At 44.5% G+C, this 12,526-nt stretch carries 8 protein-coding genes, 17 tRNA genes and 2 rRNA genes; all 27 read right to left on the bottom strand.

The window, feature by feature from the left end; all coding sequences use genetic code 11:
• Nucleotides 1-4: 4 nt before the first annotated feature.
• The 27 genes from recO to RSK81_RS00100 all read right to left on the bottom strand — a co-directional run bounded on the left by recO (nucleotide 5) and on the right by RSK81_RS00100 (nucleotide 12,422).
• Nucleotides 5-778, bottom strand: a complete 774-nt coding sequence (gene recO / locus RSK81_RS00230; protein WP_002926487.1) for a DNA repair protein RecO — start codon at nucleotides 776-778, stop codon at nucleotides 5-7.
• A complete protein-coding gene (locus tag RSK81_RS00225; protein WP_002926488.1) occupies nucleotides 771-1,943 on the bottom strand; it encodes a pyridoxal phosphate-dependent aminotransferase in 1,173 nt (390 codons plus the stop codon). Before RSK81_RS00225 ends, recO begins: the two co-directional genes overlap by 8 nt.
• Before the next feature lie 179 nt (nucleotides 1,944-2,122).
• The gene (srtB, locus tag RSK81_RS00220; RefSeq protein WP_002926490.1) at nucleotides 2,123-2,965 is read right to left on the bottom strand and encodes a class B sortase, LPKTxAVK-specific; all 843 of its coding nucleotides are present in this window, start codon (nucleotides 2,963-2,965) and stop codon (nucleotides 2,123-2,125) included.
• A 94-nt stretch (nucleotides 2,966-3,059) separates the two neighbouring features.
• On the bottom strand, nucleotides 3,060-3,629 hold the full coding sequence (locus RSK81_RS00215; protein ID WP_002911319.1) for an LPKTxAVK-anchored surface protein: 570 nt from the start codon (nucleotides 3,627-3,629) through the stop codon (nucleotides 3,060-3,062).
• A gap of 312 nt (nucleotides 3,630-3,941) precedes the next feature.
• A complete protein-coding gene (locus RSK81_RS00210) occupies nucleotides 3,942-4,907 on the bottom strand; it encodes a ribose-phosphate diphosphokinase (protein WP_002894321.1) in 966 nt (321 codons plus the stop codon).
• A gap of 124 nt (nucleotides 4,908-5,031) precedes the next feature.
• A complete protein-coding gene (gene pcsB, locus RSK81_RS00205) occupies nucleotides 5,032-6,246 on the bottom strand; it encodes a peptidoglycan hydrolase PcsB (RefSeq protein ID WP_315687010.1) in 1,215 nt (404 codons plus the stop codon).
• A gap of 96 nt (nucleotides 6,247-6,342) precedes the next feature.
• Nucleotides 6,343-6,843, bottom strand: a complete 501-nt coding sequence (gene mreD / locus RSK81_RS00200) for a rod shape-determining protein MreD (RefSeq protein ID WP_002901932.1) — start codon at nucleotides 6,841-6,843, stop codon at nucleotides 6,343-6,345.
• Between the two features lies 1 nt (nucleotide 6,844).
• Nucleotides 6,845-7,660, bottom strand: a complete 816-nt coding sequence (gene mreC, locus RSK81_RS00195) for a rod shape-determining protein MreC (RefSeq protein ID WP_315687007.1) — start codon at nucleotides 7,658-7,660, stop codon at nucleotides 6,845-6,847.
• Nucleotides 7,661-7,732: 72 nt separating this feature from the next.
• Nucleotides 7,733-7,820: transfer RNA gene (locus RSK81_RS00190), tRNA-Ser, on the bottom strand.
• Nucleotides 7,821-7,829: 9 nt separating this feature from the next.
• Nucleotides 7,830-7,903 (bottom strand) — tRNA-Ile (locus RSK81_RS00185).
• A gap of 33 nt (nucleotides 7,904-7,936) precedes the next feature.
• Nucleotides 7,937-8,007, bottom strand: a tRNA-Gly gene (locus RSK81_RS00180).
• A 20-nt stretch (nucleotides 8,008-8,027) separates the two neighbouring features.
• Nucleotides 8,028-8,100 (bottom strand) — tRNA-Phe (locus RSK81_RS00175).
• 5 nt (nucleotides 8,101-8,105) lie between these two features.
• Nucleotides 8,106-8,179 (bottom strand) — tRNA-Met (locus tag RSK81_RS00170).
• Nucleotides 8,180-8,198: 19 nt separating this feature from the next.
• Nucleotides 8,199-8,288 (bottom strand) — tRNA-Ser (locus RSK81_RS00165).
• A gap of 12 nt (nucleotides 8,289-8,300) precedes the next feature.
• Nucleotides 8,301-8,374 (bottom strand) — tRNA-Ile (locus RSK81_RS00160).
• Nucleotides 8,375-8,387: 13 nt separating this feature from the next.
• Nucleotides 8,388-8,461 (bottom strand) — tRNA-Met (locus tag RSK81_RS00155).
• A 5-nt stretch (nucleotides 8,462-8,466) separates the two neighbouring features.
• Nucleotides 8,467-8,540, bottom strand: a tRNA-Pro gene (locus RSK81_RS00150).
• Nucleotides 8,541-8,559: 19 nt separating this feature from the next.
• A tRNA-Arg gene (locus RSK81_RS00145) sits at nucleotides 8,560-8,633 on the bottom strand.
• 31 nt (nucleotides 8,634-8,664) lie between these two features.
• Nucleotides 8,665-8,750 (bottom strand) — tRNA-Leu (locus tag RSK81_RS00140).
• A gap of 7 nt (nucleotides 8,751-8,757) precedes the next feature.
• Nucleotides 8,758-8,829: transfer RNA gene (locus RSK81_RS00135), tRNA-Gly, on the bottom strand.
• Between the two features lie 14 nt (nucleotides 8,830-8,843).
• Nucleotides 8,844-8,916 (bottom strand) — tRNA-Thr (locus RSK81_RS00130).
• A 16-nt stretch (nucleotides 8,917-8,932) separates the two neighbouring features.
• Nucleotides 8,933-9,014 (bottom strand) — tRNA-Leu (locus tag RSK81_RS00125).
• Between the two features lie 5 nt (nucleotides 9,015-9,019).
• A tRNA-Lys gene (locus RSK81_RS00120) sits at nucleotides 9,020-9,092 on the bottom strand.
• Between the two features lie 32 nt (nucleotides 9,093-9,124).
• Nucleotides 9,125-9,197: transfer RNA gene (locus tag RSK81_RS00115), tRNA-Asp, on the bottom strand.
• 16 nt (nucleotides 9,198-9,213) lie between these two features.
• Nucleotides 9,214-9,286: transfer RNA gene (locus tag RSK81_RS00110), tRNA-Val, on the bottom strand.
• Between the two features lie 3 nt (nucleotides 9,287-9,289).
• A 5S ribosomal RNA gene (gene rrf, locus RSK81_RS00105) occupies nucleotides 9,290-9,405 on the bottom strand.
• Nucleotides 9,406-9,521: 116 nt separating this feature from the next.
• A 23S ribosomal RNA gene (locus RSK81_RS00100) occupies nucleotides 9,522-12,422 on the bottom strand.
• Nucleotides 12,423-12,526: the final 104 nt, after the last annotated feature.

The following is a 12,526-nucleotide window of genomic DNA, read 5'->3' as shown; positions in this document are numbered from 1 at the left end:
CAATTTATTCCTCGTTCTTATCTTTTAAAATGCTTCCCCAGTCTCCCAGAGAATCTATAAATTTTTTGGATTTGAGATGGATGCCGACATATTCATCATAGAGCAGGTCGATAAAATCCCGCAGCTGCTTTTTAATATCTGGCTTCAAAGAAATGGTCTCCAATTCGCTAAAGCGGACTGCCTGAAACTGATCCAGCAGAAAAGGAAGATTAGGATTCAGATGACAGCGCCGTTCATCCTGATGGTAATGATCAGGGCAAAGGACTCCGCTATATTTGAAAGAAAAGTCAAAAGGCAGACCCGTCCGATGACAAAAGGCACAATCATGGAAGTTCAGCGAAACCCCAAAACGTGACAAAATCTGAATCTCAAAGATATTGGTCAGCACCTCATAGTCCAGACCATTATTCATCATCTCCAAAGTTTTCTGCAAAAAAGCAAAGAGCGCCGGATCCGGCTGATTGTCCTGAAGACTGGCATCTGCCAAGGCTGCCACATAGCTGGCATAGGCCATGATGAATAAGTCCTCATTGATGCGATGGTAGGTGACTACATCCTGATAGTCCTCGATATAGCTAAGACCATCATCATTGATTTTCATCAACAAGTTCGCCGCAGTCAAAGGCTGAATGACGGGTGCTAGCTTAGATTTACCAGCATGCTTGACGAAAAACATACGCTTGCCAGCCTGTTCAGTAAAGATCTTGACCAGCTTATCATCCTCACGGAAATTGCGGTTATAGAGAACCAGACCTTGACTTGTTAGAGATTTAAGCATAGTCCTCCATGTAGTCCTTGAGGCGTTTCAGGGCTTCTCGAATCGTCTCCATACTAGCCGCATAGGATAGACGGATATAGCCTTCCCCATATTGACCAAAAGCTGCTCCCGGGATAAAGGCCACAGCCTTCCTCTCTGCAAAATCCTGCAGAAAAGCAAAAGAATCTTGATTATAACCATCTGGTATCTTAGCAAAGATATAAAAAGCCCCGTCTGGTTTGATAATCTTAAAGCCTAGCTCAGCCATTTTCCCTATGATATAATCGCGGCGCTGTATATACTCAGCCTTCATTGGCTCCGCATCATCTTTCCCAACTGTCAGGGCTTCAATACCAGCAAACTGAGCCATGGTATTGGCCGCTGTTACGAGATACTGATGGCTCTTAATCAGCTGAGCAGTGAAAACTGCTGGAGCAAAGATAAAGCCCAACCGCCAGCCAGTCATGGCATGAGACTTAGACAGGCCGTTGATGACGATAGTTTGGTCTGGCAGATACTCCGCGATGGAGACATGCCCCTGCTCCGTATAGGTCAGCTCAGAATAGACCTCATCGCAGACCACAAAGACTTGGTATTTTCCTAGGACATCCGCCAGAGCTTTTATCTGCTCCCGCGAATAAGTCACGCCGGTCGGATTGGCTGGATAATTAAGAATGACCGCTTTTAGCTGCTCACCCTGTTCTAAAATAGCCGCTTCCAGCATCTCTGGAGTGAGGACAAAGTTATTGGCCGTTGTATCAATCTCGACAATCTCTGCCCCTACTAGATTGACAATAGGCTCATAGCCTGGATAAGCAGGAGCTGGCAGCAAGACCTTATCTCCTTCTTCTAGAATGGCTGTCAGCGTAGCTGACAAGGCCTCTGTCGCCCCGATAGTGACCAAGAGCTCATCTTCTGGGCGATAGTGCAGATTGTACTTTTCTTTCACAAAGCAGCTGGCCGCCTGACGCAGCTCCAAGAGACCGCTCATACCAGTGTAGTGACTTTGATTAGCATCAATCGCCGCCTTGGCTGCTTCTTTGATATGATCCGGTGTTGTAAAGTCCGGCTCCCCTAAGGTTAGCCGAAGAACTCCCGGAATAGCAGAAATTGATTGGTCAAACTGACGAATCAGCGAAATTTCTATTTTTTCTAAGTTTTTATTAAATTTCTTACTTAAATCCATACATACCTCCAGCCGCTCAATAGAACTATTATACTATAAATGCAGAAGCATAGCAAAAGCTATTACATGATTTCTTATGCAGAAAAAGGACTAAGCTTGCACTTAGTCCCTTTTTTCCTTGCCTTAAAATTCTTCTCTGGCAGATAATGGATATAGCCACATCTCACGTGACTGGCCAATCAACGAGTCGGAGTATAGGTCAATTCCTTGCTATGCTTGGCCAGAAAATCTGGCAGTTCTGAATCAGGAATCTGCCTCAAATAAAGGTTAGAACGAATTGTGTCATCTTCCTCACGGCAGGTTGAGAGAACCAAATACCGGTCACTCGCCTTAATCTGGATCTTAGGATCCTTAGTACGAGCTGCTTCATAGATATTTCTAAGCTGAGTCGTAAAGTCCTCATCATCCTTAAACTCCGTCCGATAAAAAGCTGTCTCTTCCGGCACGATAACCAATCCCATAGCTTGATAATAATACTTACGCTCAGGAGTCTCAATCACGACATATCTATGTTTGTCAAAATAATCCTGACGATCATAGTAGTTGACATCATTAAACATGCGATGATCTCCTGCCTTGCTACCCCGAGCATGCCCGAAAAGCCAAGTCAGACGATCGCTGAAATCTTTATGATTGTCCTTATCCATAAAGACCGCTCCCATATAGGGCTCTTGCTTTCCTTCAAAAGTCTTCAGCAGATAAGTCGCATTATCTTTCGTTTGCACCACTGGCTCATCCAACTGTGTACCAGGAGCATAGACATAGCCTATCGTTTCTGAATTCACAGCCTTCAGTTTAGCAAAACGTTCTGCTAAATAATCCTTTTCTGTCTGACTTGAAGATGCAGATGAGCTTGACGTTTCAATCCTGCTAGGATGCGAAACTCGAAGCTTGCTACCTGATGCTGATGAACGGAAAGAATAAAAAACAGAAACAATAACCAGAACAATCAGCAGGAGGCAGATGCCAACAACAAGGAGCTGTTTCTTATTCGAAGCTTGACTCCTATCTTTTTCTTGCATAATCTAAAAATCCTTTATTTTTCATTTTTTACAAAAAATATCACCGAACAAAGGCTCAGTGATATTTAGGCGTTAGCACAAATTAAAGACAAAATTATTTGACTGCACTTGTCTTAGGAAGTGACTTTTCTTCAGAATTCTCCTCATTTTCCTTGTTCTCTTCTTTTGCTTCCAGAGCTTTTTTTGCTTTATTTTCTGATTTTTTAGCCTTCTTTTTACCTGCCGCTGAAGACGATGCCGCCGAAGATTGAGACGGTGCTGGAAAAGTTGGAACTGATGAAGAGGCTGTGGAGTAAGGTGCTACCGAATAAGCCGGTGTAGATGGATCTGTAGTAGATGGTGCCACTGAAGACTGATCCGCATTAGCCGACTCTCCCTCACCAATAACAAGAACTTTGTTACCAGCTTGATCCTCCATCACAGCACTTTTGCCAACCGGAGCTTTCTTAGCTTCAGCAACTTGCTGATCCAGAGCTGATTGTGCATCTCTATAGGCCTGCAATTCATCCATAACTTTATTAGATTCTGAGTCCGTACTGCCTTGGGGAACTTCATTATTATCAATGTCATTAACCCAAAGACTGGCTGTACCCTCAGCAAATACTGGTGCAGCAGCCGCGAAAAGTGAAAGGGCCACAGCACTTGAAAGCAAAACCTTTTTCATTATCTCATCTCCTCGTTACTTTTCAAAAATAATTGTAACTCCCCGTTACCTAATATTACCTACTATTAAGTATAGTTCGAACTCTAAAAAAAGTCAAGAATTTTACTACATAAAAATTTCTAAAATCAAAGAATACCAAGGGATGAGACAAATTGTCAATTTACCAACTATTTAAATGGTCATTTATTTATATTTGAAGTATCAAGTAATTTGAGTTTTCTTTCAAAGTGAATGTTGGACTTTTTAAAAAAGATAGTAGAAATAAAATAAAAAAGAGGCCAGAAATCAAGTATCCCAGCCATATATCTCAGATTATTTTTTACCTATTTCAAACAAGGGTGACAGCGGCCGTTTTTCATGAATACGGACAATGGCTTCCCCTAAAAGATGCGCAATTGAAATCTGCTCAATCTTATCAATCAAGCGCTCTTGAGGCAGATAAATTGTATCCAGCACGACCAATTTTTTAATCGCTGATTTTTGAATATTATCCATAGCAGGACCAGATAAGACTGGATGAGTACAGCTAGCATAGACTTCTACAGCCCCTGCTTCAGCGAGAGCGTCAGCTGCATGGCAGATAGTCCCCGCTGTATCAATCATATCATCAATTAGGATACAAGTTTTTCCTTCCACCTTACCAATGATGTTCATGACTTCACTGCTATTCATCTTGTCCACACTGCGACGCTTATCAATAATGGCAATCGGGGTTTTCAGAAACTCTGCTAACTTACGGGCCCGACTCACACCACCGTGGTCAGGACTGACTACCACATAGTCACCCCCTGTCATATTACGGCGCTCAAAGTAATCAGCAATCAAAGGTGCACCCATCAAATGATCCACTGGAATGTCAAAGAAGCCCTGGATTTGCGCTGCGTGCAAGTCAATAGTCAGCATCCGATCCACACCAGCAATTTCCAGCATATTAGCAACTAATTTAGATGTAATTGGCTCACGAGCTCTAGCCTTGCGATCCTGCCGAGCATAGCCATAGTAAGGCATGACAACGTTGATAGATTCAGCACTAGCCCGTTTCAAAGCATCTACCATAATCAAGATTTCCATCAAATTATCATTGACTGGCGAACTGGTAGACTGCAAAATAAAGACGTGTTTCCCGCGAATAGATTCTTCAATATTCACTTGAATCTCTCCATCAGAGAACTGACGGACAGTTGATTTCCCAAGTGGCAATCCAATCTCTTGAGCAACACGCTGCGCTAATTCTTGATTAGAAGAAAGAGCAAAGAGTTTTAAATCAGAAAAAGACATGATTCCCTCCAGATTCTAAATCGTCTTTCATTGTCCAATTACAACTTTTCCCAACTACCATTGTAACTTTTTTCAGTTGATTTTTCAATTAAAAATAAAAAACGCCAGAGGCGCTTTTTACTGATTAGTTCGGATAGATATATGAAACTGTACCTTGTGCAGTTGTTGGATTAAACCATCCACGGTAGTTACCGATTGATTGTTGTCCAAGGTAGTTTGCTTCTGATACTTGGATGCTTGTAGTAGATTGAACAGCTGTTACTACTGCAACGTGTCCGTATCCACCGTCAGTCCAACATGCTATCGCTCCAACTTCTGGCTGTGAACCAACACGGAAGCCTGCTGCTGCTGCACTTGCAGACCATTGTCCACCATTACCCCAGTAATCGCCGGCCCAAGGAGCTAATGTCTTAGCACCCCAAGTACATTGACCTACTGGATAAGAAGATGCAGATGAGCTATAAACTGGTCTATTCGCACGGGCAACAGATTGAGTTACTGCAGGTGCTGCTGGAGCCGCTGCTTCAGCTGCTGGAGCTGAATTAACAACTGCTTGAACCTGAGCTTGCAGGTTAGTGTTTCCTGAAGCTTCAATTGCTTGGCGTTTTGATTCTTGCTCTGCTTTATAAGCAGCTTCACGAGCCGCTGCTTCAGCTGCTGCTTTTTCAGCTGCTGCTTTTTCTTCAAGAAGAGAATTCTTTTCGTTTTCAGCAGTCGCTTTTTCAGCTGCAAGACTTGTCTGAGCTGCTTTCAGTTCAGCTTGTTTTGTTGCCAAAGTTTGCTCGTCATCAGCTAACTTCTCTTGGTTAGCAATTACAGTATTAATAGCTTCATTATTCGCAACTTGCTTTTCATCAATTGCTTCTTTATCTTTCTTTTGTTGTTCCAGCATTTTGTTATTTGCTGAAACAATTTCGCTCATAGCTGCTACACGAGAGATAGCTTCTGTGATAGAGCTAGAATTTACAACTGTATTGATGTAGCTAGTAGCAGTTCCATTTGTTTGGGTACTGCGTGCTTGATTTGCAAGTGACTCATTACGAGCTACAATATTTTTAGACAGTTCATCAATTTCAGCAGAAAGTTTTGCAGATTCAGCAGACAACTTTTCATTTTCTGCTTTAAGCTCTTCTTGTTGCTTTTGAATGGCAGACACTTGACCTTGAATTTCGTCAACTTGCGTCTGAGCTGATTGTTGTTGCTCTGTCAAGCTATTAATCTTGCTGTCTTGTGCAGCAATCTTTTCATCAGTTGTCTCCGCTTTAACGCTCACAAGTGCAGCTCCTTGTGAAAGGATAACCGTACTCAATAAAATTGATGTGAGTAGTTTTTTCTTCATAAAAATAATACACTCCTTCTTATAAGACATTAACTAGTATACCAGAAAATGCTGTATCATATGTTACGCCTTTATTACATTTTTATTTCTTGTTTATCATAAATACATTTTTTCGAAAATAGGCTGAAAAATGAGGAATATCAGGCTATTGAGAAGGATAGTCGGTACCAGACTGCTAAGGACAAAATCCTGTAAATTCAGACTAGAAAGATTCAAAAATACTGCAAAAGCAAAACTAATTAATTCAAATAAAAATACAAGAATCAAAACAGATAAAAAGCGAGTAAATGTATTTAAAAGCATAGTTGAACTAGACTGACAAACCAAGAGACTTAAAAGAGGAAAAAGAATAAGAGCAATACCGATGGTATGAAAATAGTAAACATCATAAATCAACCCCAAACAGCAAAATAAGAGAATATTGTAGTTTCTAGAGAGATTGATGGAAACAAAAAGCATGAAAATAAAGATAAAATGACTGACTAAATGCCATTGTAAAGGCAGAATATTAGCCAGAAAAGTCGAAATTTGTCCGTCTATCAATAAGACAAAAAATAAAATAATAGGAGTCAAAAGATGTTCTTTAATATCTCTCATATCAGTTCCCTACCAACATTACAGCACGGATATCCGACAAATCCGCAGCTGGCTTAACCAGAACAATCTTGTTTAACTGATCCTTAGCCTCAGACACGGAAAGTACCTTACCGACAGGAATATTTTCTGCATTATAAGCACCCAAGCCACTGGTTGCCACCTCATCTCCCTCTTTTATATCTTCAGCACTATTTAACTGACTGATGATATAAGCAGAGTTTTTTGCATCATAACCCGTAATAATCCCATAAACTAGACCAGACTTAGTTTGAATTCTAACAGAAATTTTAGTTGAGTTTTCCTCGTTAGTCAGTAGAGAAACCAAGCTAGACTGACTACTAGTTTCAGAAACACTTCCGACCAGACCACCATTAGCGACTACTAGCATAGCATCTGTCACATTATCAGATGTCCCCTTGTCAATAGTCAGCTCATTTTTCCAGGATGCTGGCGTACGGGCAATCACTTCGCTGGCAATTTGTGTTTGATTTTTATCAGCCTCTTTAAATTCCAGAAGTTTTCGTAACTGCTCATTCTCATCTTCTAAGGAATCTGCCTTCCCAGCCTTTTCCTCAACCTCATAAAGATTTTTCTTGAGTACTTGATTCTCTCTATAAGTAGACATCAAATCTGACATTGCTTCTTTTTTATCAGCTACAAAAGTAAAAGGAGAACCAACAAGTCTATCTACCAATGAAATAATATTTGAAGTAGTTGATACAAACCAACTAGAAGAAGTAGATAAGATAAGTATCGTCATTGCAACAATTAATACAAAAAAAGAAAGCAGAAACTTAGACTTTTTAAATCGATTCATCAGAAAAACCTCACTAAACAGGACGAGAAAGTATAAGAAAAGGAGATAGCAAATGCTAAACTCCTCATTATACGGAGAATGGGGGATTCGAACCCCCGCGCCGGTTACCCGACCTAACGATTTAGCAAACCGTCCTCTTCAGCCTCTTGAGTAATTCTCCAATATTTTATGGGCACGAGTGGACTCGAACCACCGACCTCACGCTTATCAGGCGTGCGCTCTAACCACCTGAGCTACGCGCCCAAGTTCGAAAACTTGGTATGAACTATCGTTCAAAGCGGGTGACGAGAATCGAACTCGCGACAACAGCTTGGAAGGCTGTAGTTTTACCACTAAACTACACCCGCATTTCCAATACGATGATGTATGGCGCGAGACGGAATCGAACCGCCGACACATGGAGCTTCAATCCATTGCTCTACCAACTGAGCTACCGAGCCAATTATTGCGGGAGCAGGATTTGAACCTACGACCTTCGGGTTATGAGCCCGACGAGCTACCTAGCTGCTCCATCCCGCGTCAATACTATTCGTCCCTAAGGAGGATGTGGGATTCGAACCCACGCACGCTTTTACACGCCTGACGGTTTTCAAGACCGTTCCCTTCAGCCGGACTTGGGTAATCCTCCAAGATAACATTATGGACCTTGTAGGACTTGAACCTACGACCACTCGGTTATGAGCCGAGAGCTCTAACCAGCTGAGCTAAAGGTCCGACAAGATCATTATAGCGGCGAAGGGGATCGAACCCCCGACCTCCCGGGTATGAACCGGACGCTCTAGCCAGCTGAGCTACACCGCCATCTATCGGGAAGACAGGATTCGAACCTGCGACACCTTGGTCCCAAACCAAGTACTCTACCAAGCTGAGCTACTTCCCGAACTTAAGTTATTACTTAATGCACCCTAGAGGAGTCGAACCTCTAACCGCCTGATTCGTAGTCAGGTACTCTATCCAGTTGAGCTAAGGGTGCTCATCTTCTTCTACTGCCTCTTACAAGTCTATGCCGAGGACCGGAATCGAACCGGTACGATCGTTACCAATCGCAGGATTTTAAGTCCTGTGCGTCTGCCAGTTCCGCCACCCCGGCCGCTTCAAGCGAACGACGGGATTCGAACCCGCGACCCCCACCTTGGCAAGGTGATGTTCTACCACTGAACTACGTTCGCATCCTATTCAAAAATGCCGGCTACATGACTTGAACACGCGACCCTCTGATTACAAATCAGATGCTCTACCAACTGAGCTAAGCCGGCTCATTATTATCTTATATGCGGGTTAAGGGACTTGAACCCCCACGCCCTAAAGCGCCAGATCCTAAATCTGGTGCGTCTGCCAATTCCGCCAAACCCGCTCTTATGACCCGTACTGGGCTCGAACCAGTGACCCTTTGATTAAAAGTCAAATGCTCTACCAACTGAGCTAACGAGTCTCTTACTTTTATTGAAATCTTCTCGACTTCAACGGTCCCGACGGGAATCGAACCCGCGATCTTCGCCGTGACAGGGCGACGTGATAACCGCTACACTACGGGACCTATTCTTTTCAGAATATGGGAGTTAACGGGATCGAACCGCTGACCCTCTGCTTGTAAGGCAGATGCTCTCCCAGCTGAGCTAAACTCCCTTCGCTAAGCGACTACCATATCTCACAGGGGGCAACCCCCAACTACTTCCGGCGTTCTAGGGCTTAACTGCTGTGTTCGGCATGGGTACAGGTGTATCTCCTAGGCTATCGTCACTTAACTATTGAATTAACTGTCCTGTCCTCTCAGACAAGCCTTGTCAACTCAAAATTGAATACAATATCAAATCTCACAAAAACTCAAACCATTCGCTGCACTCTGATGAATTTCTTATTCTAGGATAAGTCCTCGAGCGATTAGTATTAGTCCGCTCCATGTGTCACCACACTTCCACTTCTAACCTATCAACCTGATCTTCTCTCAGGGCTCTTACTAACTTGCGTTATGGGAAATCTCATCTTGAGGTGGGTTTCACACTTAGATGCTTTCAGCGTTTATCCCTTCCCTACATAGCTACCCAGCGATGCTCTTGGCAGAACAACTGGTACACCAGCGGTAAGTCCACTCTGGTCCTCTCGTACTAGGAGCAGATCCTCTCAAATTTCCTACGCCCGCGACGGATAGGGACCGAACTGTCTCACGACGTTCTGAACCCAGCTCGCGTGCCGCTTTAATGGGCGAACAGCCCAACCCTTGGGACCGACTACAGCCCCAGGATGCGACGAGCCGACATCGAGGTGCCAAACCTCCCCGTCGATGTGAACTCTTGGGGGAGATAAGCCTGTTATCCCCAGGGTAGCTTTTATCCGTTGAGCGATGGCCCTTCCATGCGGAACCACCGGATCACTAAGCCCGACTTTCGTCCCTGCTCGAGTTGTAGCTCTCGCAGTCAAGCTCCCTTATACCTTTACACTCTGCGACTGATTTCCAACCAGTCTGAGGGAACCTTTGGGCGCCTCCGTTACCTTTTAGGAGGCGACCGCCCCAGTCAAACTGCCCGTCAGACACTGTCTCCGTAGATGATAAACCTACCGGGTTAGAGTGGCCATAACACAAGGGTAGTATCCCAACAACGCCTCCATCGAAACTGGCGTCCCGATTTCATAGGCTCCTACCTATCCTGTACATGTGGCACAGACACTCAATATCAAACTGCAGTAAAGCTCCATGGGGTCTTTCCGTCCTGTCGCGGGTAACCTGCATCTTCACAGGTACTAAAATTTCACCGAGTCTCTCGTTGAGACAGTGCCCAAATCATTACGCCTTTCGTGCGGGTCGGAACTTACCCGACAAGGAATTTCGCTACCTTAGGACCGTTATAGTTACGGCCGCCGTTTACTGGGGCTTCAATTCATACCTTCGCGTTACCGCTAAGCACTCCTCTTAACCTTCCAGCACCGGGCAGGCGTCACCCCCTATACATCATCTTACGATTTAGCAGAGAGCTGTGTTTTTGATAAACAGTTGCTTGGGCCTATTCACTGCGGCTGACAAAAGTCAGCACCCCTTCTCCCGAAGTTACGGGGTCATTTTGCCGAGTTCCTTAACGAGAGTTCTCTCGCTCACCTGAGGCTACTCGCCTCGACTACCTGTGTCGGTTTGCGGTACGGGTAGAGTATGATACAACGCTAGAAGCTTTTCTTGGCAGTGTGACATCACTCACTCGCTACTAAACTTCGCTCCCCATCACAGCTCAACGTTATAGGTATAAGCATTTGACTCATACCACGCCTCACTGCTTAGACGTACATCCATTCGTACGCACGAGTTAGCCTACTGCGTCCCTCCATCACTTCATACTCTAGTACAGGAATCTCAACCTGTTGGCCATCGGATACACCTTTCGGTCTCTCCTTAGGTCCCGACTAACCCAGGGCGGACGAGCCTTCCCCTGGAAACCTTAGTCTTACGGTGGACAGGATTCTCACCTGTCTTGCGCTACTCATACCGGCATTCTCACTTCTATGCGTTCCAGCGCTCCTCACGGTACACCTTCTCCACACATAGAACGCTCTCCTACCATACCTATAAAAGGTATCCACAGCTTCGGTAAATTGTTTTAGCCCCGGTACATTTTCGGCGCAGGGTCACTCGACTAGTGAGCTATTACGCACTCTTTGAATGAATAGCTGCTTCTAAGCTAACATCCTAGTTGTCTGTGCAACCCCACATCCTTTTCCACTTAACAATTATTTTGGGACCTTAGCTGGTGGTCTGGGCTGTTTCCCTTTCGACTACGGATCTTAGCACTCGCAGTCTGACTGCCGACCATAATTCATTGGCATTCGGAGTTTATCTGAGATTGGTAATCCGGGATGGACCCCTCACCCAAACAGTGCTCTACCTCCAAGAATCTTGATGTCGACGCTAGCCCTAAAGCTATTTCGGAGAGAACCAGCTATCTCCAAGTTCGTTTGGAATTTCTCCGCTACCCACAAGTCATCCAAGCACTTTTCAACGTGCCCTGGTTCGGTCCTCCAGTGCGTTTTACCGCACCTTCAACCTGCTCATGGGTAGGTCACATGGTTTCGGGTCTACATCATGATACTAAAGCGCCCTATTCAGACTCGGTTTCCCTACGGCTCCGTCTCTTCAACTTAACCTCGCATCATAACGTAACTCGCCGGTTCATTCTACAAAAGGCACGCTCTCACCCATGAACGGGCTCGAACTTGTTGTAGGCACACGGTTTCAGGTTCTATTTCACTCCCCTCCCGGGGTGCTTTTCACCTTTCCCTCACGGTACTGGTTCACTATCGGTCACTAGGGAGTATTTAGGGTTGGGAGATGGTCCTCCCAGATTCCGACGGGATTTCACGTGTCCCGCCGTACTCAGGATACTGCTAGGTACAGAATCTATTTAAAATACGAGGCTCTTACTCTCTTTGGCTGACTTTCCCAAGTCATTCTTCTATAAATTCTGAGTCCACATTGCAGTCCTACAACCCCGAAGAGTAAACTCTTCGGTTTGCCCTCCTGCCTCTTCGCTCGCCGCTACTAAGGCAATCGCTTTTGCTTTCTCTTCCTGCAGCTACTTAGATGTTTCAGTTCACTGCGTCTTCCTCCTCATTCCCTTAACAGAAATGGGTAACAGGCATCAACCTGTTGGGTTCCCCCATTCGGACATCCCCGGATCAAGTGCTTACTTACAGCTCCCCGAGGCATTTCGTCGTTTGTCACGTCCTTCATCGGCTCCTAGTGCCAAGGCATCCACCGTGCGCCCTTACTAACTTAACCTTATTTTGACCTTTCAGTCTTAAACTCATTAATATTCACAGCGTTTTCGGTTTATTTTCTTGTTACTATTTGATATCGGTATTCAATTTTCAATGGACAAGTTC

Source organism: Streptococcus sp. DTU_2020_1000888_1_SI_GRL_NUU_041A (assembly GCF_032387735.1).
In the GTDB taxonomy this organism is placed as follows: Bacteria; Bacillota; Bacilli; order Lactobacillales; family Streptococcaceae; genus Streptococcus; species Streptococcus sanguinis.
The sequence above is the reverse complement of the archived record's forward strand: the minus strand, read 5'-3'. Positions and strand labels throughout refer to the sequence as shown.